This is a genomic window from Pseudomonas sp. MH10 (assembly GCF_034353045.1).
Taxonomy (GTDB): Bacteria; Pseudomonadota; Gammaproteobacteria; order Pseudomonadales; family Pseudomonadaceae; genus Aquipseudomonas.
Genome location: NZ_CP133783.1, coordinates 2,935,574 through 2,960,633, shown reverse-complemented (window position 1 = coordinate 2,960,633; position 25,060 = coordinate 2,935,574). Strand labels below are relative to the sequence as shown.

Sequence of the window (25,060 nt, the reverse complement as noted above, 5' to 3'; positions counted from 1 at the left end):
CGATCCGACAAGTGGTTACAGTGCAAATTTAATGCTTCAACGCATCAGGTCCCGGCTCGGGATGGGCCGCTTGAGTCGGGATATGACGTTCAGGTAACAGTATGCACATCACAATGGCGGTAATGCCGCCACTTGTGATGGCAGAGTCAAACAGTGTCTGGATTATTTTTGGCAAATGACTGAGCAGTGTCGGTTGCGCAGCGATGCCCATGCCTACCCCGAATGACACGGCAATGATGAGCATGCTTCGACGGTCCAGCGGTGCTTGGGACAAAATACGCACACCCGCCGCTGCGACGCTGCCAAACATAACGAGGGTTGCGCCGCCGAGTACCGGTTTTGGAATTTGCTGAAGCAGTGCGCCAATCATCGGGAACAACCCCAGCACGAACAGCAATACGCCGATATACAGGCCGATATAACGGCTGGCAACGCCGGTCAGTTGGATTACGCCATTGTTCTGGGCGAAGGTCGTGTTGGGGAAGGCGCCGAAGGTGGCAGCAATAAGGCAGCTTACCCCGTCCCCTAGTACGCCGCCTTTGAGCCGGCCAATATAGGTTGGGCCAGTAATGGGTTGCCGCGACAACATGCAGTTGGCTGTCAAATCACCCACGGTCTCGATAGTGCTGATCAGGTAGATCAGCGCCACGGGTAGAAAAGCCGTCCAATCAAAGCTAAAGCCAAATTTAAACGGTATCGGCAAATTGATGATCGGGCCGCCAGTGATGGCGTGAGGCACGAGTTTTCCGCAGAACCAGGCGGCGAGACTGCCAAATGCCAAGCCGAGGATGATCGCGCAAAGACGTATCCAAGGGGTATTCGAGCGGTTGAGCAGTACGATGACCAGCAGCACAAAAACACCAAGCCCCACATTCACCGGCTCACCGAAGTCAGCGGCATTGAAGCCTCCACCCAAGTCGGTAACGCCGACATTTATCAGGCTTACGCCAATCAGGGTGATGACGATGCCCGTCACCAAGGGCGTGATGACCTTGCGCAACTGGCCAATAAATCGGCTGAGGACGATTTGCACCAGCGCCCCAAAAAAGCAGAGACCAAAAATCATCGCCAAGACGTCTTCTGGACTGCCGCCCCGTTGTTTGACCATAAACCCCGCTGACAGTATTGCGCCCAGAAAGGAAAAGCTGGTGCCTTGGAGACAAATCATGCCTGCGCCAATGCCGAAAGGGCGTCGGGCCTGAATGAAGGTTCCTACGCCGGATACCATCAAGGCCGTGCTGATCAGGTAGGGCAGGTAAGCCGTCAATCCCAGTGCCGAGGCAATGATCAGCGGTGGGGTAATAATCCCCACGAAGCTGGCGAGGACATGTTGCAAAGCTGCGAGCATGGCCGGCAGCGGTTTGGGCCGATCATTCAACCCGAAGATCAGGTCTGTGTGGGATGAAGCTTCAGGCTGCATAGCGCTCTCTCGGTGCGGAAAATTAAGGATTGGCTGAGGCTCTGCAAAAAGCTGTCCAAGTGTTCAGCTAATAATGTTTGTTGTCGTAATAAATATATACAAATCAATCAGTAATAATTTATTAAGAGGGTTTGGTATGACCTGACTTGACAGAAAATCAGGACGCAGTGCATCAGCGTGTTGCGGCAAGACTGTTTAGAAAGCTTTCCAGCACCAGATGAGGGCGTCGGCCTTTGCGTGTGACTGACGCCAGTGTCAGGTCATAAAAGCGTGTGGAGGGTTTTAAGGCGCGAAGTCGGCCTTGCTGCACCCATAAGTTGGCGTAGTGATCCGGCAAGTAACCGATGTAGCGTCCTGTGAGAATAAGGAAGGCCATCCCTTCGCGATCAGAGGCGCTGGCGGTGCAGTTCAGCGCTTGGTAATGCGCTTGAATGTCGGCTGGCAATCGGAAGGTCGGTGTGATGGCGTCTTGTTCATCTAATCGGGCGTCGGTGAGTGCCGCATCGTCCATATAGAAGAGCGGATGACCTACTGCGCAATAGAGCAGTGATCGCTCGCTGTACAACGGTTGATATTCAAGTCCGGACAAAGCACTGGCCTGAGGGACGACGCCCAAGTGCAAACGCCCATCAAGCACGCCTTGTTCAACTTCGTTGGGCGCGATCATTCGGATGTTGATATGTACGTCCGGCCCACGCTCCTTCAATTGGGCCAGTGCATGGGTAATGCGCATATGGGGGAGGGTGACGAGGTTGTCAGTCAAGCCAATGTTCAGTTCTCCGCGTAAATGCAGGTGCAGGCCGTTGACCTCAGTGCGAAAACTTTCCAGTGCGCCCAACAGTTGCAGAGCTGATTGATAGACTTCCCGGCCTTCTTCCGTCAGAGAAAACCCCGCCCGCCCCCGCTGGCACAGGCGTAATCCCAAGCGCTGCTCTAGGTCGCTCATTTGCTGACTGATCGCCGAGCGGCCTATACCCAGCGCACTTTCGGCGGCCGAGAAGCCGCCGCATTCGACTACGCTTCGGAAGATACGCAGCAAGCGCACGTCGAAGTCGCTGACTTGGGCCAATGGATCGGGCCTACGAGTACTCATAGTTTAGTCATCGGCTAACTGAAGATCTTAAAAGTAGGGTTTTTCAAACTTTATGCCCATGGCAACGTAGCTGCAACAACGCCGCTCAATCGGCTGCCCCTTCGCCCTCGAGGTAGTTGCACCCATGAATCTTCCCGAAACTGCTGAAACATCGTTGGCCAGCCAATTGAAGCTCGACGCTCATTGGATGCCGTACACCGCCAACCGTAGTTTTCAGCGAGACCCTCGGCTCATCGTTGCAGCCCATGGCAGTTACCTGACTGATGATCAAGGCCGCAAGATTTACGACTCATTGTCTGGGTTGTGGACCTGTGGTGCCGGGCATACGCGCAAGGAGATTCAAGAGGCTGTATCGCGCCAGTTGGGGACGCTCGATTACTCGCCGGCGTTCCAGCATGGTCACCCGTTGTCGTTTCAGTTGGCAGAGAAAATCACCGAGCTAACTCCAGGTAATTTGAACCACGTCTTCTATACCAACTCTGGTTCCGAATGTGCGGATACGGCGGTCAAGATGGTGCGGGCTTATTGGAGGTTGAAAGGGCAGGCCACCAAAACCAAGATGATCGGCCGGGCCCGCGGTTATCACGGTGTCAATATCGCGGGCACTAGCCTGGGCGGCGTCAACGGCAACCGCAAAATGTTTGGCCAGCTCATGGATGTCGATCATCTGCCCCACACCTTGTTGGCCAGCAACGCTTTTTCGCGGGGTATGCCCGAGCTGGGTGGTATTGCACTGGCGGATGAAATGCTCAAATTGATTGAGCTGCACGACGCGTCCAACATTGCCGCTGTGATTGTCGAGCCCATGGCCGGTTCGGCCGGTGTGTTGGTGCCGCCACAAGGCTATCTGAAACGTCTTCGGGAGATTTGCGATCAGCACAACATCTTGCTGATCTTCGATGAAGTCATCACCGGGTTTGGCCGTACTGGCTCAATGTTTGGTGCGGACAGCTTTGGCGTAACGCCGGACCTTATGTGTATTGCCAAGCAAATCACTAATGGCGCGATCCCCATGGGGGCAGTTATCGCCAGTACTGAGATCTATCAAACCTTCATGAACCAACCGACGCCGGAATATGCGGTCGAATTTCCACACGGCTACACCTACTCAGCGCACCCGGTTGCGTGCGCTGCTGGACTGGCTTCCCTGGAGTTGCTGCATCGGGAGAATCTGGTTCAACAGGTCGCCGAGGTTGCACCGCATTTTGAAAAGGTGTTGCACGGCATCAAGGGTACGAAAAACGTCGTGGACATCCGCAACTACGGCCTGGCCGGTGCGATCCAAATCGCCCCGCGTGATGGCGATGCAATTGTGCGTCCATATGAAGCAGGGATAAAACTCTGGAAGGCTGGCTTCTATGTACGCTTTGGCGGCGACACGCTGCAGTTTGGGCCTACCTTTAATAGCAAGCCAGAGGACCTGGATCGGTTGTTCGATGCGGTGGGCGAGGTGCTGAACCAGATCGACTGATCTCCTATATAGAAGGGCCGCTTGAAAGAGGGGGTGAGCCGAGAGGCCCACCCCTTTTTATATCGATGTAATCTAGCAATGTGACAGATAGTTGAAATTAGCTATTGACGTAACTTTTCCTGGGCCTATAATTCGCACCTCTTCCGGAGCAGATGAAACGGAAACTCCTTGGTAATCAATGAGTTAGCCAGATTTGTCAGCGAGGAAGAGGCTTCGGTCGCGGTGATCGGAAGCGGTGAAAAAAGGCAGTTGACAGCGAGTTGAAACGCTGTAGAATTCGCCTCCCGCTGACGAGAGACGCGAAGTTGATCGAGGCGCAAGTGGTTGAAGTTGCAAAGGAAACTTTGAAACGTGTTTGAAATAACCGCTTGACAGTAACGGGCGCCGCTGTAGAATGCGCGCCTCGGTTGAGACGAAAGAATCAACCCACCGCTCTTTAACAATTGAATCAAGCAATTCGTGTGGGTGCTTGTGCCGTAAGACTGAAGTCAACTGATTATCAGCAGTCACCAGTTACTCCGCGAGAAATCAAAGAATAACCAACGATTGCTGAGCTAAATTTAGGGTTTTTTAAAAACCCAAAGATGTTTGAACTGAAGAGTTTGATCATGGCTCAGATTGAACGCTGGCGGCAGGCCTAACACATGCAAGTCGAGCGGCAGCACGGGTACTTGTACCTGGTGGCGAGCGGCGGACGGGTGAGTAATACCTAGGAATCTGCCTGGTAGTGGGGGATAACGTTCGGAAACGGACGCTAATACCGCATACGTCCTACGGGAGAAAGCAGGGGACCTTCGGGCCTTGCGCTATCAGATGAGCCTAGGTCGGATTAGCTAGTTGGTGAGGTAATGGCTCACCAAGGCGACGATCCGTAACTGGTCTGAGAGGATGATCAGTCACACTGGAACTGAGACACGGTCCAGACTCCTACGGGAGGCAGCAGTGGGGAATATTGGACAATGGGCGAAAGCCTGATCCAGCCATGCCGCGTGTGTGAAGAAGGTCTTCGGATTGTAAAGCACTTTAAGTTGGGAGGAAGGGCAGTTACTTAATACGTGATTGTCTTGACGTTACCGACAGAATAAGCACCGGCTAACTCTGTGCCAGCAGCCGCGGTAATACAGAGGGTGCAAGCGTTAATCGGAATTACTGGGCGTAAAGCGCGCGTAGGTGGTTCGTTAAGTTGGATGTGAAATCCCCGGGCTCAACCTGGGAACTGCATTCAAAACTGACGGGCTAGAGTATGGTAGAGGGTGGTGGAATTTCCTGTGTAGCGGTGAAATGCGTAGATATAGGAAGGAACACCAGTGGCGAAGGCGACCACCTGGACTGATACTGACACTGAGGTGCGAAAGCGTGGGGAGCAAACAGGATTAGATACCCTGGTAGTCCACGCCGTAAACGATGTCAACTAGCCGTTGGGAGCCTTGAGCTCTTAGTGGCGCAGCTAACGCATTAAGTTGACCGCCTGGGGAGTACGGCCGCAAGGTTAAAACTCAAATGAATTGACGGGGGCCCGCACAAGCGGTGGAGCATGTGGTTTAATTCGAAGCAACGCGAAGAACCTTACCAGGCCTTGACATCCAATGAACCTGCCAGAGATGGCGGGGTGCCTTCGGGAGCATTGAGACAGGTGCTGCATGGCTGTCGTCAGCTCGTGTCGTGAGATGTTGGGTTAAGTCCCGTAACGAGCGCAACCCTTGTCCTTAGTTACCAGCACGTTAAGGTGGGCACTCTAAGGAGACTGCCGGTGACAAACCGGAGGAAGGTGGGGATGACGTCAAGTCATCATGGCCCTTACGGCCTGGGCTACACACGTGCTACAATGGTCGGTACAGAGGGTCGCCAAGCCGCGAGGTGGAGCTAATCCCAGAAAACCGATCGTAGTCCGGATCGCAGTCTGCAACTCGACTGCGTGAAGTCGGAATCGCTAGTAATCGCGAATCAGAATGTCGCGGTGAATACGTTCCCGGGCCTTGTACACACCGCCCGTCACACCATGGGAGTGGGTTGCACCAGAAGTAGCTAGTCTAACCCTCGGGAGGACGGTTACCACGGTGTGATTCATGACTGGGGTGAAGTCGTAACAAGGTAGCCGTAGGGGAACCTGCGGCTGGATCACCTCCTTAATCGAAGACTCAGCTTCTTCACAAGTTCCCACACGAATTGCTTGATTCATTGAAAAAGACGATTAGTCAGTCCGCACCCGAGATTGGGTCTGTAGCTCAGTTGGTTAGAGCGCACCCCTGATAAGGGTGAGGTCGGCAGTTCGAATCTGCCCAGACCCACCAATTTTGTGTGTTTGGTTGAGGTTGTGTAGCAAACGCCTGTAGCAATACGGGGCCATAGCTCAGCTGGGAGAGCGCCTGCCTTGCACGCAGGAGGTCAACGGTTCGATCCCGTTTGGCTCCACCACTTACGGCCGATGACGCAGCAAAGCCTAGAAATGAGCATTCCATCGCAGGGTGGTGAATGTTGATTTCTGATCTTTGATTAGAAAGTTTAATCGTTTTAATCGTTCTTTAAAAATTTGGGTATGTGATAGAAAGTTAGACCGGGCAGCGCTTTCACTGGCGGTGTCACGGGCTAAGGTAAAATTTGTGAGTTGCTCTGTCATGGAGCGAATGCGAATTTTCGGCGAATGTCGTCTTCATAGTATAACCAGATTGCTTGGGGTTATATGGTCAAGTGAAGAAGCGCATACGGTGGATGCCTTGGCAGTCAGAGGCGATGAAAGACGTGGTAGCCTGCGAAAAGCTTCGGGGAGTCGGCAAACAGACTGTGATCCGGAGATGTCTGAATGGGGGAACCCAGCTGTCATAAGACAGTTACCTTACACTGAATACATAGGTGTATGGAGCGAACCAGGGGAACTGAAACATCTAAGTACCCTGAGGAAAAGAAATCAACCGAGATTCCCTTAGTAGTGGCGAGCGAACGGGGACCAGCCCTTAAGTTGCATTGAGATTAGCGGAACACTCTGGAAAGGGTGGCCATAGTGGGTGATAGCCCTGTACGCGAAAATCCCTTTGCAATGAAATCGAGTAGGACGGGGCACGAGAAACCTTGTCTGAATATGGGGGGACCATCCTCCAAGGCTAAATACTACTGACTGACCGATAGTGAACTAGTACCGTGAGGGAAAGGCGAAAAGAACCCCGGAGAGGGGAGTGAAATAGATCCTGAAACCGTATGCGTACAAGCAGTGGGAGCCCACGTTGTTGGGTGACTGCGTACCTTTTGTATAATGGGTCAGCGACTTATTTTCAGTGGCGAGCTTAACCGAATAGGGGAGGCGTAGCGAAAGCGAGTCTTAATAGGGCGTCTAGTCGCTGGGAATAGACCCGAAACCGGGCGATCTATCCATGGGCAGGTTGAAGGTTGGGTAACACTAACTGGAGGACCGAACCGACTACCGTTGAAAAGTTAGCGGATGACCTGTGGATCGGAGTGAAAGGCTAATCAAGCTCGGAGATAGCTGGTTCTCCTCGAAAGCTATTTAGGTAGCGCCTCATGTATCACTGTAGGGGGTAGAGCACTGTTTCGGCTAGGGGATCATCCCGATTTACCAACCCGATGCAAACTCCGAATACCTACAAGTGCCGAGCATGGGAGACACACGGCGGGTGCTAACGTCCGTCGTGAAAAGGGAAACAACCCAGACCGTCAGCTAAGGTCCCAAAGTCATGGTTAAGTGGGAAACGATGTGGGAAGGCTTAGACAGCTAGGAGGTTGGCTTAGAAGCAGCCACCCTTTAAAGAAAGCGTAATAGCTCACTAGTCGAGTCGGCCTGCGCGGAAGATGTAACGGGGCTCAAACCATGCACCGAAGCTACGGGTATCACTTAGGTGATGCGGTAGAGGAGCGTTCTGTAAGCCTGTGAAGGTGAGTTGAGAAGCTTGCTGGAGGTATCAGAAGTGCGAATGCTGACATGAGTAACGATAATGGGTGTGAAAAACACCCACGCCGAAAGACCAAGGTTTCCTGCGCAACGTTAATCGACGCAGGGTTAGTCGGTCCCTAAGGCGAGGCTGAAAAGCGTAGTCGATGGAAAACAGGTTAATATTCCTGTACTTCTGGTTATTGCGATGGAGGGACGGAGAAGGCTAGGCCAGCTTGGCGTTGGTAGTCCAAGTTTAAGGTGGTAGGCTGGAATCTTAGGTAAATCCGGGATTCTAAGGCCGAGAGCTGATGACGAGTGTGCTTCGGCACATGAAGTGGTTGATGCCATGCTTCCAAGAAAAGCTTCTAAGCTTCAGGTAACCAGGAACCGTACCCCAAACCGACACAGGTGGTTGGGTAGAGAATACCAAGGCGCTTGAGAGAACTCGGGTGAAGGAACTAGGCAAAATGGCACCGTAACTTCGGGAGAAGGTGCGCCGGTGAGGGTGAAGCATTTACTGCGTAAGCCCACGCCGGTCGAAGATACCAGGCCGCTGCGACTGTTTATTAAAAACACAGCACTCTGCAAACACGAAAGTGGACGTATAGGGTGTGACGCCTGCCCGGTGCCGGAAGGTTAATTGATGGGGTTAGCTAACGCGAAGCTCTTGATCGAAGCCCCGGTAAACGGCGGCCGTAACTATAACGGTCCTAAGGTAGCGAAATTCCTTGTCGGGTAAGTTCCGACCTGCACGAATGGCGTAACGATGGCGGCGCTGTCTCCACCCGAGACTCAGTGAAATTGAAATCGCTGTGAAGATGCAGTGTATCCGCGGCTAGACGGAAAGACCCCGTGAACCTTTACTATAGCTTTGCACTGGACTTTGAATTTGCTTGTGTAGGATAGGTGGGAGGCTTTGAAGCGTGGACGCCAGTCTGCGTGGAGCCAACCTTGAAATACCACCCTGGCAACTTTGAGGTTCTAACTCAGGTCCGTTATCCGGATCGAGGACAGTGTATGGTGGGTAGTTTGACTGGGGCGGTCTCCTCCTAAAGAGTAACGGAGGAGTACGAAGGTGCGCTCAGACCGGTCGGAAATCGGTCGTAGAGTATAAAGGCAAAAGCGCGCTTGACTGCGAGACAGACACGTCGAGCAGGTACGAAAGTAGGTCTTAGTGATCCGGTGGTTCTGTATGGAAGGGCCATCGCTCAACGGATAAAAGGTACTCCGGGGATAACAGGCTGATACCGCCCAAGAGTTCATATCGACGGCGGTGTTTGGCACCTCGATGTCGGCTCATCACATCCTGGGGCTGAAGCCGGTCCCAAGGGTATGGCTGTTCGCCATTTAAAGTGGTACGCGAGCTGGGTTTAGAACGTCGTGAGACAGTTCGGTCCCTATCTGCCGTGGACGTTTGAGATTTGAGAGGGGCTGCTCCTAGTACGAGAGGACCGGAGTGGACGAACCTCTGGTGTTCCGGTTGTCACGCCAGTGGCATTGCCGGGTAGCTATGTTCGGAATAGATAACCGCTGAAAGCATCTAAGCGGGAAACTAGCCTCAAGATGAGATCTCACTGGGACCTTGAGTCCCCTGAAGGGCCGTCGAAGACTACGACGTTGATAGGTGGGGTGTGTAAGTGCTGTGAGGCATTGAGCTAACCCATACTAATTGCCCGTGAGGCTTGACCATATAACACCCAAGCAATTTGCGATGAAGCAAATTGAGGTGTGTGAAGACGACACAACCGAAAATTCGAAACCCACAGATCTATCACATCCCCATTCGCTGGCACGTGAACTCGCAGGAGGGCACGCACTGGCTACTGAATTTCTTGACGACCATAGAGCATTGGAACCACCTGATCCCATCCCGAACTCAGCAGTGAAACGATGCATCGCCGATGGTAGTGTGGGGTTTCCCCATGTGAGAGTAGGTCATCGTCAAGATTAAATTCCAGAACCCCTGATCGCTTATGCGTTCAGGGGTTTTGTTTGTCCGCAAGAAAAAATGCATGGCGAAAACGGCGTTATCCGTCACACCAATATGGCAATCCTCGCCACATCCCCTTAAGGTTCGGCCATCAGTTTTATACAATTCATGAGCCGTCCTCTCGCGACACTCACTGACGGTATCAGTCAAGGAAGCAGCTATGCCGGTTACACCGACGCTCATTGCTGGATTCATGGTTGTCCATGGCAACCGACTGGACGTATTGCGCAGTCTGGTCGTTTCCTGGATGCGCCGTTATCCGCTGGCCCCGCTGGAGAATGAAATTGCCTTGGTACAAAGCAACGGCATTGCCCAGTGGTTGAAGCTAGCGTTAGCTGAAGATCCCCAGGAAGGCGACCTTGGCGGCTGCGGCATCTCTGCGGCGATAGACGTTCAACTGCCAGGAAGTTTCATGTGGCAACTGTACCGAATAGTGCTAGGTCGCGATGAAATTCCGGCGGCCTCGCTGTTGGACAAAGCCCCGCTGACGTGGCGTTTAATGCGATTGCTACCGTCGCTGATTGATCAGCCACATTTCGAACCCTTACAGCGCTTCCTCACGGCCGATACCGATTTGCGAAAGCGCTATCAACTGTCCGAGCGCTTGGCAGATCTGTTCGACCAATACCAGGTCTACCGTGCAGACTGGTTGGAAGACTGGGCCGCAGGCCGGCATCAGTTACGCAATGGCCGAGGCGAAGCTAAAGCCCTGACCTCCGCCAATTGCTGGCAAGCCGAATTGTGGCGTGCGCTGTTGCTGGACGTCGGTGAAGAAGGCATGGGCCAAAGCCGAGCCGGTGTTCATCAGCGCTTTATCGAATGCATTAATACCCTGACCGAAGCCCCTGCCGGATTACCCTCGCGAGTCATCGTTTTCGGTATCTCCTCGCTGCCTGCGCAAGCGCTGGAAGCACTGGCCGGTCTGGCCAAGTTCAGCCAGGTTTTGCTCTGCGTGCATAACCCTTGCCGTCACCATTGGGCAGACATCGTCGCCGATAAAGACTTATTGCGGCACCAATACAAGCGCCAGGCGCGAAAAGCTGGAATGCCAGTCGTGCTGGATCCCGAAGCATTGCATCAACACGCGCATCCGCTGCTCGCGGCATGGGGCAAGCAGGGCCGTGACTACATTAATCTGCTGGACAGCTACGACGACCCGAACAGCTATCGTGCTGCGTTCAGGGATGGGCGTATCGATTTGTTCAGTGAGAGCGAACCGCACACGCTCTTGAACCAACTCCAGGACGACATTCTGGAGTTGCGCCCACTCAATGAGACCCGCGCGCTCTGGCCAGCCGTTGATCCCGCCCATGACCGCTCAATCCGTTTCCACGTCGCCCACAGCGCGCAACGTGAAGTCGAAATTCTTCACGATCAGTTACTGGCTCGCTTTAGCGCTGATGCGAATCTGCGACCGCGAGACGTCATCGTCATGGTCCCAGACATCGACAGCTACGCCCCCCACATTCGCGCCGTGTTCGGCCAACTTGAGCGCGATGACCGACGTTTCATTCCCTTCACCCTGGCCGACCAAGGCCAACGCGGTCGTGATCCATTGCTGATCGCGGTCGAACATCTGCTGAAGATCCCCGACAGCCGCTTCCCCGTCAGTGAGATTCTCGACCTGCTCGACGTTCCGGCGTTGCGCGCACGTTTTGGTGTTGAAGAGCGTGACCTCGCCACCCTGCACCGCTGGATCGAAGGCGCTGGCGTGCGCTGGGGGCTTAATGCTCGGCAACGCGCCGGCCTTGGTTTGCCTGATGAGCTGGAGCAAAACAGCTGGCATTTTGGCCTGCGCAGAATGTTACTTGGCTATGCCGTGGGAGCAGGCGCCGCCTTTGACGGCATCGAACCCTATGACGAGATCGGCGGATTAGATGCTGCGCTGATTGGTCCGCTGGTTTCCTTGATTGATGCCCTGCACGTCGCGCACACGGAACTCTCAATTCCGGCGCCCCCCCAGGTCTGGGGCATGCGCATGCAAGCCATGATGCAGTTGTTCTTCAAGGCTGACAGTGAGCATGACGATTACTTACTCGGCCAGCTTGAACAGCTCCGAGAAACCTGGCTGGAAACCTGCGAATCGGTGGGTCTACTGGACGACCTGCCGCTGACGGTTGTGCGTGAAGCCTGGTTGGCAGGCCTTGATCAAGGGCGTCTGTCGCAGCGCTTTTTGGCGGGCTCGGTGAATTTCTGCACGCTGATGCCAATGCGCGCAATTCCGTTCAAGCTGGTGTGCTTGCTGGGCATGAACGACGGCGATTACCCGCGGGCACAACCGCCGCTGGATTTCGACCTGATGGGCAGCGACTACCGTCCTGGTGACCGCTCGCGCCGGGAAGATGACCGTTATCTACTGCTGGAAGCCGTGCTCTCGGCCCGGGATCAACTGTATATCAGCTGGGTCGGTCGCAGTATTCGCGACAACAGTGAGCGTCCGGCGTCGGTGTTGATTGGTCAGCTTCGCGATCACCTCGCCAGCGGTTGGACGCTGCAAAACGCCGTTCAACCTGAGGACGAAAAGAAGCGCGATCCCGGCCAACAACTGCTGCACAAACTCACCCTTGAGCACCCATTGCAGCCGTTTAGCCGAGAATACTTTCACCAGGACACCGGCTTTTTCAGTTTCGCCCGTGAATGGCAAATGCTCCACGAGCCGCAAGCCGCCATCGACGACGCCCCACCGCTGCCCGAGTACGAGCAGGACGAACCCATAAGTCTCCTGCAACTTCAGGACTTTTTGCGAAACCCGGTTCGCCACTTTTTTAGCCAGCGCTTGAAGATTTATTTCGAAGTGGCCGAGGCACCGTTGGCTGATGAAGAACCCTTTGTGCTAGACGCGCTTGAGCGCTACAGCCTTAGTGAAAGCTTGCTCGGCGCCGCATTGACGCATCCCGAACAGGTGAGTGAAGCGTTAACCGCTCAAGCCCATAGGCTGCAAGGCAGTGGACTACTGCCCATGGCCGGTTTCGGTACGAGCTTGCAAGAGGAGTTGATCGAGCCGTTGCCGGACCTGCTTCAGCGTTACCAGGATTTACTGGTCCGCTGGCCCCAACCGCTGAACACCGCGCTGCCGGTGAATTTCACTCACGGCAGCGTCACTCTGGACGGTTGGCTGAGTGGCCTGCACCAAAACAATAAGGGCGATTTGCTGGCCGTAACCGCGATTCCCAACTCCATTGGTTCGAAGAAAACCCGTAAGTGGCATCGACTGACTCGGCCGTGGGTTTTGCACCTGGTCGCCTGCGCCTGCGACCTGCCGCTGAGCACCGCCTTAGTCGCCAGCGATGAAACATTGCTATTGGCGCCGCTAGAAAAACAGGCTGCCATCAAAGCGCTGACCTATCTGCTGATGGCTTGGCAAACCGGCATGCAACGACCGTTGCCCGTTGCCGTTAAAACCGCATTCGCCTGGCTCGGCCAAAGTGATGAGAGTAAAGCCGAGGCCGCAGCCTGCAAGGCCTACGAAGGCGACGGCGTGAACACCGGTGGCGAGCGACGGGAAAGTACCGCGCTGGCCCGTCAATTCGCGGATTTCGCTGCACTTAACGGCAGCGAAGAGTTTGTCGGCTGGTGTGACGCGCTGTATCGACCGCTCTACGAAGCGGACTGGCAATCCCTGTCTACCGAGGAGGCCAGCGCATGAGCGCCGATCAATCCTTGCACCCCACCGGTTCACTGGCCTTACGCTTCCCGTTGCACGGCAGCCAACTGATTGAAGCCAGTGCCGGGACCGGTAAAACCTTCACTATTTCTGCGTTGTACCTGCGTTTGGTGTTGGGGCACGGTGCGGAGTCAGGTTTCGGCCGCGAACTATTGCCGCCGCAAATTCTGGTCGTCACGTTCACCGACGCTGCCACCAAGGAGCTGCGTGACAGAATTCGTACGCGCTTAGCCGAAGCCGCCCGATACTTGCGCGACGAAATCGCTTCGCCGGACACCCTGATCGCTGAGTTGCGCGACCAGTTCGCCCCCGAGCAGTGGTCGGCTTGTGCCAGCCGGCTGGACATCGCCGCTCAATGGATGGACGAAGCCGCCGTTTCGACCATCCACAGTTGGTGTCAGCGCATGCTGCGTGAGCACGCGTTCGACAGCGGCAGCTTGTTCACCCAAACCCTTGAAACCGATCACAGCGAATTGCTCAGCCAAGTGCTGCGCGATTATTGGCGACGCTTCTGCTACCCCATGTCCGGCTACGCGTTGAAGTGGGTCCGCGAGCATTGGGGCAGCCCAGCGACACTGCTGCCTCGAGTCCGCGCGTTATTTGGCAGCGACCGAAACGTCACCACTCAAGAGCCCGCCGAGCTGATCGAGGCGTCTCTTGAGGAGCGCCGCGAAGCACTGCGTATTCTAAAATTCCCGTGGACTAATTGGGCCGCCGAACTCCACGTCATTTGCCTCGACGGCGTGGCCTGCAAACTGGTCGACGGCCGCAAAATGCAAGAGCGCTACTTCAGGCCGTGGTTTGAAAAGCTCATCGCCTGGGCTGCCGATGAAGATCAAGAGGACCTGGATTTAGGCACCGGCTTCACCCGGCTCACCCCCGATGGTTTCGCCGAAGCGTGGAAGGGGCAAGCGCCCTCACACCCAGCGCTGGAGGCCATGATGGTGCTCAAAGCCAGCCTCGATACGCTGCCGACGCCGGACGCCGCGGTGCTTGAACACGCCGCGCAGTGGGTGGGCGTGCGGTACGAAGAAGAGAAGCGCCGGCGTGCGGAAATGGGTTTCGACGACATGCTGTTGCGGCTGGAAGCTGCGCTGCGCAGCACTGGCGGGGAGCGCTTGGCGACGTTGATTCGTGAGCAGTTTCCGGTAGCGCTGATCGACGAGTTTCAAGACACCGACCCCGTGCAGTACCGGATTTTCGACAGCATTTACCGACTCGAAGAAAACGACCCTGAGACTGGATTGTTTCTGATCGGTGACCCGAAGCAGGCGATCTATGCCTTCCGGGGTGCGGATATCTACACCTATCTGCGCGCCCGGATCTCAACCACAGGCCGTTGGCACAGCCTGGACACTAACTTTCGATCGAGTCAGGCCATGGTCGACGCGGTCAATCATGTGTTCGAGCGTGCTGAGCAAAATCCCGCCGGGCGCGGTGCGTTTTTATTTCGCGTCGGCCAAGACAATCCAGTGCCGTTCGCCCCGGTTGCAGCTCAAGGTCGCAAAGAGCTGTTTACCGTCGAGGGCCACACGGTTGCGGCGTTAAATGTATGGCATCTGCAGAGCGAGCAACCGTTGTCCGGGGCGGTCTACCGGCAGCAACTGGCGGCGGCCTGCGCCAGCGAAATAGCGCAGTTGCTCAACCAAGGCCAACAAGGTCGTGCCGGGTTCGCCAAACCGGGTGAGCCGGTGCGCGGTGTGAAGCCCGCCGACATTGCGATTCTGGTACGTGACGGTAAAGAAGCTCAAGCCGTGCGCGGTGAATTATCAGCCCGAGGCGTGCGCAGCGTATATCTGTCCGACAAGGACTCAGTGTTTGCTGCCCAGGAAGCCCACGACCTGTTGGCCTGGCTCAAAGCCTGTGCCGAGCCCGACTCCGAGCGCACATTAAGGGGAGCGTTGGCCTGTATCACCTTGAACCTCTCGCTGATCGAGTTGGAGCGGCTGAATCAAGACGAACTGGCCTGGGAAGCGCGGGTCATGCAGTTCCGGGGTTATCGCACTGTTTGGCGAACTCAAGGCGTGCTGCCGATGCTGCGGCGTTTGCTCCACGACTTCCAATTGCCCCAAGCGCTGATCAGCCGCAACGACGGCGAACGTATCCTCACTAACCTGTTGCACCTTTCTGAACTGATGCAACAAGCCGCCGCCGAACTGGACGGTGAGCAAGCGCTCATCCGTCATCTCGGCGAGCATTTGGCGTTGTCCGGGCAGGCGGGCGAAGAGCAAATCCTGCGGCTGGAAAGCGACGAACAGTTGGTTAAAGTCGTGACCATCCACAAGTCCAAAGGCCTGCAATATCCGTTGGTATTTCTGCCCTTCATTTGCTCGTCGAAGCCGGTGGACGGCAGCCGGTTGCCGTTGCATTTTCACGACGCGGATGGCAAAGCCCAGGTCAGCCTGAAACCCACAGCGGCCTTGATCGAGCAAGCCGATAACGAGCGCCTGGCCGAAGATTTGCGCCTGCTCTATGTCGCGCTGACCCGAGCGGAATCTGCCTGTTGGTTGGGCGTAAGCGATCTCAAGCGCGGCAACACCAGCCGTTCAGTGCTGAACAGTTCCGCACTGGGTTATTTGCTGGGCGGGGGAGCGCCGTTGGCTGAATCCAGTGCGCTTGCTCTATGGCTTCGAGACTTGGGCGAGGGCTGCCCGGCCGTAGATGTCATGCCGCTGCCCATGCCAACCGCTGATACCTTCAGCCCGCCGCGTAACGACGCGATACTGCTCAAGCCGCGTCAGCCAAAACGACGCGCTGCCGAGAATTGGTGGATCGCCTCCTACAGCGCGTTGCGCATTGGCGACACCCTTACCGATGGCGATGAATCCCCGGACAGCCCGCAAGCGCAAAAGCTGTTTGACGATGAACGACTCGATCCCGACGCGCCTCGCGACGTGTTGGTCAGCGGCGGTGATATCCATCGCTTCCCCCGTGGCCCAAACCCCGGCACCTTTCTCCATGGCCTGTTGGAGTGGGCCGGGGTTGAGCGTTTTGCCGTGGTTGCAGCCGATCCGGCCAAGCTCGCAAAAGCCGTTGGCAGTCGCTGCAATCGCCGAGGTTGGGAGGGCTGGATTTCCACGCTGACTGATTGGATGCAGCACTTGCTGACAATGCCGCTACGCTTGGCGGCGGATGAGCAGCCCGTGTCATTGAGCGCTTTGGACCAGCCGCACCAGTACCGGATCGAAATGGAATTCTGGTTTGCCTGCCACAAGGTTGATGTGGCGCAACTGGACGCGTTGGTCCGGCGCTATACCCATAACGGCGCACCTCGGGCCAAGGCGGAAACCTTCTCGCTCAACGGCATGTTCAAGGGCTTCATCGACCTGACGTTCGAGCACCAAGGGCGTTATTACGTCGCCGACTACAAATCCAACTGGCTCGGCCCCGACGACGATGCTTACACCGAACACGCCATGATCGCGTCGATTCTGGAAAATCGTTACGACCTGCAATACGTGTTGTACCTGCTGGCCCTGCATCGCCAGCTCAAAGCACGCATGGCCGATTACGACTACGACCAACACATGGGCGGCGCGGTGTACCTGTTCTTGCGCGGCAGTCGAGCGCCGAGTCAGGGCCTCTACTTCACCCGCCCGCCACGTGAATTGATCGAAGGTCTCGACCTGCTGTTTCAAGGCCAAACCATGCTTCAAGAAGATGCGCTGTCAGGAGAGCCCGCATGAGTCGCTCATTCGCCGAACTGTTGCCCACTGCGCTGGACGCGCCGAGCCTGTCTTCGCTGACGCCATTGAGTCGGGTTGACGATCTGCTGCTGTTGCTGGAGCGTTGGGTCGAACGCGGTTGGTTGCGCGCACTGGATCGCGCGTTTGTGGCGTTCCTCAGTGAGCTGGACCCGCACGCCGACTCATTGGTGTTGCTTGCGGCGGCGTTAACCAGCCATCAATTGGGTCATGGGCATGTGTGCCTGGACCTTTATGAAACTCTGAAGGAACCGGATTTCGCGCTGTCGCTGCCACCTGAGGGTGACGCGCAAATGGGCCCGATGCTGTTGCCGTCGCAACTGCTGGAGTCATTGGACGGTAGCGACTGGTGCCACGCCTTGGCTGCAAGTGCCTTGGTGGCGCAAGCCGATGATCACACTGAGTCGGCAGCGCAAAAACCCTTGGTGTTGTCGGAACGACGTTTGTATCTGCGCCGCTATTGGAGCTACGAACGACGTATCGACAACGCGTTGCGTCAGCGTTTAGCGCAGCAAGACGCAGCACCGATGGACTTGGCGCAACGTCTCGACACGTTGTTTGGTAAAGCCAACCCTGCGCCTGACGCCCTGATCGATTGGCAAAAACTGGCCTGTGCCTTGGCGACACGTGGCGCTTTCAGCATCATCACCGGCGGTCCCGGTACCGGTAAAACCACCACCGTGGTTCGCTTGTTGGCCTTGCTCCAAGCGCCAGCGGTAGAGAGCGGTCAACCGTTGCGCATTCGTCTGGCGGCGCCCACCGGCAAAGCAGCGGCGCGGCTGACTGAATCCATCAGTCATCAAGTGCAATCGTTGGACGTGACAGAAGCCGTTCGACAGAAAATCCCCAGCGACGTCGCCACTGTCCACCGCTTGTTAGGCAGTCGTCCGGGCACTCGGCACTTCCGCCATCACGCCGGTAATCTGCTGCCGCTGGACGTGTTGGTGGTCGATGAAGCGTCGATGATCGACCTGGAAATGATGGCCAACCTGCTGGACGCATTGCCGCCCCACGCGCGGTTGATTTTGCTCGGCGACAAAGACCAACTGGCCTCTGTAGAAGCGGGCGCGGTATTGGGCGATCTGTGTCGTGATGCCGAAACAGGCCGATACAGCCCGCAAACCCAAACATGGCTACAAGCGGTCAGCGGCGAAGACTTGGGCCGCAGCGGTCTGCAACAGGGTGACGCCCTGCAATTTCCATTGGCGCAACAAGTGGTAATGCTGCGGCACTCGCGGCGTTTTGTGCAAGGCAGCGGCATTGGTCAATTGTCCCGGCTGGTCAATCAACAGCAAGCGGGGGAAGCACGGGCCTTGCTCGCGGCACGGACCCACAAAGATCTTTTTGCGCTGGGCTTGAAAGGCGAGCAGGACCACGCATTTGAGCGCGTGTTGATCGAAGGGCACAGTCAAGGCACCGAAGGGCCGCAAGGCTATCGGTATTACTTGGGCCTGCTGGCGGATCAACGCCCGGCCGCAAGCGCTGCACTTGAAGACCCCTGCTGGACCCTTTGGGCGCGCTCAGTGCTAGAAGCGTTCGATTCGTTTCAGTTGTTGTGTGCCGTGCGCAAAGGCCCCTGGGGTGTTGAAGGACTGAACCAGCGCATCACTCACGCGCTGTTCGACGCGGGGCTGATCGAAAGCGCCCAGCACTGGTACGAAGGCCGCCCGGTGCTGATGACGCGTAACGATTACGGGTTGGGGTTGATGAACGGCGACATCGGCATCACCCTGCGCTTGCCCGAGCGCGATGGTGTTGAGCCCAGCCACCAGGTGTTGCGCGTTGCATTTCCGCGTAATGACGGCAGCGGCGGTGTGCGTTTTGTCCTGCCAAGCCGTTTGAATGACGTCGAAACCGTGTACGCCATGACCGTGCATAAATCCCAAGGCTCGGAATTTGCCCACACTGCGTTGATCCTTCCGGAAGTGCTGAACCCGGTGCTGACCAAGGAATTGATCTACACCGGCATCACCCGCGCAAAACACTGGTTCAGCCTCATCGAACCCCGTCCCGGCGTGTTCGAAGACGCCATCAAGCGCAAGGTCAAACGGCTCAGTGGTCTTATGTTGGGTGTGTAATCCCCCTGTAGCAGCCAACGTGTTGGCGAGGGTGTTTACCTGATACGCCGCGTATAACCCTCGCGAACAAGACGGTATCCACAGATTTAGTTTCTCTGTAGGAATTCATTGCCTATCAATGCACCAACCCCATAAATCTGCGCACCCGATGCCCAGCGTCGTGTGCGCGGATCACTTGCGGCGCGGCGTCGACTTGAATATTGCCGTCTTCCATAAAAATCACCCGGTCAGAAATCGACATCGCGAATTCCATTTCGTGGGTAACGATAAGCATGGTCATGCCTTCTTTTGCCAGATCGCGAATCACATTCAACACGTCGCCCACCAGCTCTGGATCAAGGGCCGAAGTCGGTTCGTCAAACAACATGATCTGTGGGTCCATTGCCAGCGCGCGGGCGATGGCCACCCGCTGTTGCTGGCCGCCAGATAGCTGATGCGGGTATTTGTGCGCGTGAGCCAGCAGCCCGACCTTATCCAGTAACGCGTAGGCACGCTGCTCGCTTTCGTCTCGATCCTGCCCGTGGTAGCGCGGCGCTAGGGTGATGTTGTCGAGAATGGTGCGGTGCGGGAACAGATTGAAGTTCTGAAACACCATTCCAATCCGCTGCACGCCCTGGCGAATTTGTAGGCTGTTAGGGTTGTCGCCTGCATGAATAAAGCTTTCGCCGAACAGAATAATCTCGCCCTGATCAATACTTTCCAAGCCGTTGATGGTGCGTATCAACGACGTCTTGCCTGAGCCGGACGGGCCAATAATAGAAATCACTTGCCCGGCGCGAACGTCCAGATCGATGCCCTGAAGCACATCATGCTGGCCGTAACTTTTATGGATGTTATTTAACTGCAACGCAGGCGCTGCACCGGGGCCGACATGCGAACGAACCAACGACGGCTGGGCGGTTAAATTCCCTCTCAGCGCGCTCAATCCGTACTCATCCAGCGTCTGCGGAGTACGGTTGCTCATTTCCAGATACTGTTCGAACCGCTGCAACAGCCAGCCAAAAACCGTCACGATCAGTACGTAATACACCGCCACGGCGGACAAGGTTTCCATCACCAGAAAATTCGTCGCATACAGCCGTTGGCCCACGGTCAGAATCTCGGTCAGCGAAATCACCGACACCAGCGAGGTTAGCTTGACCACGGTGATGTATTCGTTGATCAGCGTCGGCAGGGAAATCCGAAATGCCTGTGGGATAACGACCAGCCGCTGCAAACCGATCAGGCCGACACCCAATGCCCGTCCGGCTTCTTTTTGGCCCTTGGCCACCGAAATCAAACCGCCGCGATGGATTTCCGCCATGTACGCCGCCTCGGTCACGATCAAGGCGAACAGGCCGGAGTTGAATGGGTTCGACAACACCTCACGGGTAAACGGAAACAGCTGCGGCAGGTTGTAGACGAACACCACCAACACCAACAACGGAATACTGCGAAAGAACCAGATATAAATCGACGCCGGTATGCGCAACCAGCGCGAAGTCGAAAGCTTGGCCGAGGCCAGCAGAAACCCGAGCACCATGCCGATGAACCAGCCTAATGCGCTGAGTTCGATAACGGTGATGCACGCTTCCCAAAAATCCGACACAGAAAACAAAGAAAAAAAGTAGGGCCATTCGAATTGCATGCACACCTCAAGCTGCCGGCTTCGTGGGAAGCCGGCGGGTCAAACGGGGAGAAGAATCAGTTGCTCGGTTCTTCGAGGTTGTATTTCTTCAACAGGGTGGCGTATTCACCGGATTTCTTGCTGTCATCGAAGGCTGTCAGCAACGCTTTATACAGCTCTTCATTTCCTTTTTTGACGAAGATGCCCAAGGTTTGTTGGTAGATGGAATGTTCGGTGCTGACCATCACCCGGCCTTTGGTGTGTTCGGCGATCATGCCGGCCGCCCCGTCGATTTCAACCTGAGCCTGAACGTTGCCGGACAGTAGCGCTTGGGTCACTTCCGGTGCAGACGGGAATTCGCTGACTGCGATGGCGCCCTTGTTGTTCGGCACACAGTAATCAGTGGACAGCTTGTTGAATTGGGCTACCCAGGTCGTGCCCTTTTCCAGGCCGACTTTCAGACCGCAGAGGTCCTCGGGGACTTTCGGTTTAACCGTGCTGTCTTTGAGCACCATGATCGCTGCGCCGGTCTTGGCATAAGCAATGGTTTGAGCTTGAGTCTGACGTTCCGGGGTGATGTACATCCCGGAAATGATCGCGTCGTAATGGCCAGAGTTCAGGCCGAGGATCAGGCTAGGAAACTTGGTGTCGACGAAATCAGTCTTGAGGCCCATGTGTTTGCCCAGCATTGTGGACAGCTCAGGGTCCGAGCCTACGACGTTCTTGTCTTTGTCATACGACTCAAACGGCGGGTAGGTAATTTCCATGCCCACCTTGAACTGGCCCGGTGTCACGGTCGCTGCTGCTTGCGCCACTGTCGCGCCGAGGAGGGCGACGGCCAATACGGTCAAGCGAACGGCAGTGTTGTTCTTGTTGCGCATCGTCGGTGACTCCACAGTAGGAAAGGAACTGCATTGATCAAATGAATCGTTAAGGCACTGCATTTACGGCGCGTCCGGGGTCTGGTTTTTCAAATGCCCGAAACTCGAGGGTTTACGGGCTTTTTCCGGCAGGATGATTTCGCCGTTTTCCACCCGCTTGCGTAAGTACTGATAGGTTTGCAGCGCCTGGCCGAACATGTGCTCACCGATGGCGATTTCCTCGTAATCCTTGCCGGCCTGCGCAAAACTGGGCAGCGGCTTGATCTGCGTGTGGAAGTCGCAGGCGTAGAACAACGGAAAAGAATACCGCTCCCGACTCACTGTTCTAACCCGATGAGCCGTTGCAACGAACGTACCAGCGGTCATCACCTCCAGCATGTCGCCAATGTTCACAACGAAGGCGCCTTCCACGGGCGGCGCGTCGATCCATTGGCCTTGATCGTTCATCACTTCAAGGCCCGGCTGATCGGCGAGCAATATCGTGAAGCACTCGTAGTCGGTGTGCGCACCAATACCGGGCGCGTCTTGAGCTGCGTCGTCGAATGGATAGTGGATCAGGCGTAGCTTCGACGGCGGGCGCGTCACCATCGCATCGAAATAGCCCTCTTCCAGGCCCAATGCCAGTGCGAAGCCATCGAACAACCGGCGGCCCAGGGCAAAGATCGCCGCGTAATAGGCTTGCACCGATTCCTTGAAATTGGGCAGCAGCGGCCACTCGTTAGGGCCAAGCAATGGCGTGTTAGCCAGTACCAAAGGGTCATTGGCGGGCACTTCGAAACCGACGTCGAAGGCTTCTTTGTGATCCGGCTTGCCCTTGGCGTACACCTCTTCACCTTCGGGAACGAAACCTTTATGGGTTTTCGAGGTGCCGATGTAATGCTGCATCTTGGTCTCGAAAGACTGATCGAAAAAATCCTTGGCGGCCTGATACAACCCGTTGATCAACTGCGCTTCGATACCGTGGTTCTTGATGTACAGAAAACCGACGTCACGGGCCGCGGCGCCCAGTTTTTCGGCCACTGCTTGACGCTCTTCAAGGTCGGCGCTGAACAGCCCGGCAATGTCCACCATTGGGATGCTGTTGAAGTTAGCGGCCAGCGAGGGCGCTGCTTTGGGTAACGATTCAGGCATGGAAAAGCGCTCCTTAATGGCGGGACGAATGAGTAAAACGTTTGAAATGCTCGCGTTCGGCCTGTGCCATCCACACGTTCAGCGACCACAGATCGGCCACCGGAACATTGGTAAATGGCAGGTGATGCAAATAGCCGTCGGCGCCAAACTCGGGGGTCAACGTGCTGACCTGATAGCCACGCGCTTGTTGTGAGCGCCAGATCGCTTCCCAGTGCTGTTGATGGAAAGCCAACTCTTTGGCGTATTCCGGCGCGGCGGGGTGAGGGACTTGCGGGCCTTGGTCATACCCGACCCGAGCCTGAATGTGATGGACCCGCTCAACGAAGGCGCTCAGGTCGTCCTCGGGATCGTCGAGCAAACGTTCGCAGGTGACGATCCAGTGGCTGATGTCGCTGGTGAACCGCAGCTCGGGCAATTGGCGAATCAGTTCGAGGGTGACCCACGGGTTGAACAACGAGCGCGATCGATGGGTTTCAAAGCTGCACACTTGGCCATGCTTGTGCGCCAGCTCCAGTGCGCGGCCGAAAAAATCTACCTGCTGCGGCAACTGCCAGCGGTCATTGCCGGCTAGCACATTGACGAAACGCGGCGACAGCTCTGCTGCCCAAGCGAGCTTTTTGTCGAGGTCCTGGAGGTGCTCGTCGACCGGCGCGGCTTGCTCGGGCAACACGTTATAAGCGGTGAACACGGTGCTGATGTAGCCCAGCCGATTGGCCCGCAGAAACGTGGCAAACTCCGCTCGTTCGCTGGCTTCCAGTGGAAGGCGCGCTTCGATGCCGTCAAAACCGGCTTCGAGCAGCTCCTCCAATGCTTGGACCTTACTGGCGGTGTAACCCCAAAGCGTTCGGAATATTTCCAGTTTCATCAACGACCTCAAAGATTCCTCGGGCTACGGCACAGCACGACAACGGCAAGACCGGGTCGGGCAACGGGGGCAGCAGCAGAAAGAGGTAATCCTTGGGCCGAATCTCTGGGGTTTCGGTCCCGTGTGAGAATGATCTTAGGTGGGGTGCGGGACAGGAAAGAATAGGAAAGCTCAAATCGATAGTTCAGAGATTTCTAAACTAAACCGCTTCGATGACTTCTTCAGAACTACCCGAACCGCGCCAGTCCCACAGACGCGGTCATATTTACCCTCCCTGAGTCCTTGCAGACTACTCCGAAGCAAACACCGTCCCCTTAGTTTCCCCCAGCAACAGCGGGCGGTTCTGCTCAGTTACCGCGCGGATGTAATCCCACAACAAGGTGATCCGCTTGAGCTTCCTCAGGTCTTCCCGGCAGTACATCCAAAACTGCCGTGTGATATTCACTTCGTCCTCCAACACCGGCAGTAGCCGCGAATCTTGCGCGGCAAGAAAACACGGCAGTATCGCCAGCGATCGGCCTTGCAGCGCTGCGACGTATTGGGCGATGACGCTGGTGCTGCGCAGGTTGGCGCTGGCGCCGGGCAGCAGGTTGCTCAGGTACAGCAACTCAGAGCTGAACGCCAAGTCATCGACGTAACTGATGAACGAATGGTTAGCCAAATCGGCGCTGCGTTTGATCGGCGCATGGCTATCGAGATAATCCTGAGTCGCGTAGAGCCGCAGGCTGTAATCGCACAGCTTGCAGCACACATAAGGCCCATGTTCCGGACGCTCCAGCGCGATCACGATGTCGGCCTCGCGCTTGGACAGGCTGATGAAGTGCGGCAGTGGCAGGATGTCCACCGATATCGCCGGGTAGGCATCGAGAAAATGGGTCAGTTGCGGGGTGATAAAAAAGCTGCCGAACCCTTCGGTACAGCCCATTCGAATATGCCCAGACAGCGCCACGCCGGAGCCTGAAACTTGCTCGCACGCCAAGTGCAGCGTACTTTCAATCGACTCGGCATACCCCAACAAACGCTGGCCTTCGGCGGTCAGAATGAAGCCGTTGCTGCGGGATTTTTCGAACAGCAATGTGCCCAGCGCCGCCTCCAGTGAATTAATCCGTCGCGACACCGTGGTGTAGTCCACCGCCAGGCGTTTGGCTGCAATGCTGGCCTTGCGGGTGCGGGCGACTTCCAGGAAAAATTTGAGGTCGTCCCAGTTCAGCAGGTTCAAAGAGGTGATGTTTTTTTGCATGTTGATCCGGTTTTTATGTGCGTTCTTATTAGAT

The 25,060-nt window shown here is 56.1% G+C and carries 11 protein-coding genes, 2 tRNA genes and 3 rRNA genes; 9 read left to right on the top strand and 7 right to left on the bottom strand.

The window, feature by feature from the left end; translation table 11 throughout:
* Nucleotides 1–28: 28 nt before the first annotated feature.
* Entirely contained in the window at nucleotides 29–1,420 is a 1,392-nt protein-coding gene (locus RHM59_RS13210; RefSeq protein WP_322167533.1) for a nucleobase:cation symporter-2 family protein, read from the bottom strand.
* Between the two features lie 172 nt (nucleotides 1,421–1,592).
* Nucleotides 1,593–2,513, bottom strand: a complete 921-nt coding sequence (locus tag RHM59_RS13205) for a LysR family transcriptional regulator (protein ID WP_322167534.1) — start codon at nucleotides 2,511–2,513, stop codon at nucleotides 1,593–1,595.
* Nucleotides 2,514–2,637: 124 nt separating this feature from the next.
* On the opposite strand from RHM59_RS13205, the gene RHM59_RS13200 reads away from it, so the two are divergent.
* From RHM59_RS13200 to recD, 9 genes are all read left to right on the top strand, one after another.
* Complete coding sequence (locus tag RHM59_RS13200; RefSeq protein ID WP_322167535.1) at nucleotides 2,638–3,984, top strand: aspartate aminotransferase family protein; 1,347 nt, start codon at nucleotides 2,638–2,640, stop codon at nucleotides 3,982–3,984.
* 590 nt (nucleotides 3,985–4,574) lie between these two features.
* Nucleotides 4,575–6,113: ribosomal RNA gene (locus tag RHM59_RS13195) — 16S ribosomal RNA — on the top strand.
* Nucleotides 6,114–6,198: 85 nt separating this feature from the next.
* A tRNA-Ile gene (locus RHM59_RS13190) sits at nucleotides 6,199–6,275 on the top strand.
* 48 nt (nucleotides 6,276–6,323) lie between these two features.
* A tRNA-Ala gene (locus RHM59_RS13185) sits at nucleotides 6,324–6,399 on the top strand.
* Between the two features lie 267 nt (nucleotides 6,400–6,666).
* Nucleotides 6,667–9,557 (top strand): 23S ribosomal RNA (locus RHM59_RS13180).
* A gap of 141 nt (nucleotides 9,558–9,698) precedes the next feature.
* A 5S ribosomal RNA gene (gene rrf / locus RHM59_RS13175) occupies nucleotides 9,699–9,814 on the top strand.
* Together the 16S, 23S and 5S rRNA genes with 2 tRNA genes alongside form the textbook arrangement of a ribosomal RNA operon.
* A 203-nt stretch (nucleotides 9,815–10,017) precedes the next feature.
* Nucleotides 10,018–13,503 (top strand): exodeoxyribonuclease V subunit gamma, encoded by a 3,486-nt coding sequence (gene recC, locus RHM59_RS13170; protein WP_322224253.1) that lies wholly within the window; start codon nucleotides 10,018–10,020, stop codon nucleotides 13,501–13,503.
* On the top strand, nucleotides 13,500–17,207 hold the full coding sequence (gene recB / locus RHM59_RS13165; RefSeq protein ID WP_322224251.1) for an exodeoxyribonuclease V subunit beta: 3,708 nt from the start codon (nucleotides 13,500–13,502) through the stop codon (nucleotides 17,205–17,207). Before recC ends, recB begins: the two co-directional genes overlap by 4 nt.
* Nucleotides 17,204–19,303: an exodeoxyribonuclease V subunit alpha gene (gene recD / locus RHM59_RS13160; RefSeq protein ID WP_322224248.1), complete on the top strand. Its 2,100-nt coding sequence runs from the start codon at nucleotides 17,204–17,206 to the stop codon at nucleotides 19,301–19,303. The genes recB and recD overlap by 4 nt, the downstream gene beginning before the upstream one ends.
* A gap of 115 nt (nucleotides 19,304–19,418) precedes the next feature.
* On the opposite strand, the gene RHM59_RS13155 is transcribed toward recD, so the two are convergent.
* The 5 genes from RHM59_RS13155 to RHM59_RS13135 all read right to left on the bottom strand — a co-directional run bounded on the left by RHM59_RS13155 (nucleotide 19,419) and on the right by RHM59_RS13135 (nucleotide 25,026).
* A complete protein-coding gene (locus RHM59_RS13155) occupies nucleotides 19,419–20,930 on the bottom strand; it encodes an amino acid ABC transporter permease/ATP-binding protein (protein ID WP_322224246.1) in 1,512 nt (503 codons plus the stop codon).
* A 56-nt stretch (nucleotides 20,931–20,986) separates the two neighbouring features.
* Complete coding sequence (locus RHM59_RS13150) at nucleotides 20,987–21,790, bottom strand: ABC transporter substrate-binding protein (RefSeq protein WP_322224244.1); 804 nt, start codon at nucleotides 21,788–21,790, stop codon at nucleotides 20,987–20,989.
* A gap of 63 nt (nucleotides 21,791–21,853) precedes the next feature.
* Nucleotides 21,854–22,921 (bottom strand): isopenicillin N synthase family dioxygenase, encoded by a 1,068-nt coding sequence (locus RHM59_RS13145; RefSeq protein WP_322224242.1) that lies wholly within the window; start codon nucleotides 22,919–22,921, stop codon nucleotides 21,854–21,856.
* A gap of 13 nt (nucleotides 22,922–22,934) precedes the next feature.
* The gene (locus tag RHM59_RS13140) at nucleotides 22,935–23,786 is read right to left on the bottom strand and encodes a sugar phosphate isomerase/epimerase family protein (protein WP_322167542.1); all 852 of its coding nucleotides are present in this window, start codon (nucleotides 23,784–23,786) and stop codon (nucleotides 22,935–22,937) included.
* Nucleotides 23,787–24,075: 289 nt separating this feature from the next.
* Nucleotides 24,076–25,026, bottom strand: a complete 951-nt coding sequence (locus tag RHM59_RS13135; protein ID WP_322170705.1) for a LysR family transcriptional regulator — start codon at nucleotides 25,024–25,026, stop codon at nucleotides 24,076–24,078.
* Nucleotides 25,027–25,060 lie beyond the last annotated feature (34 nt).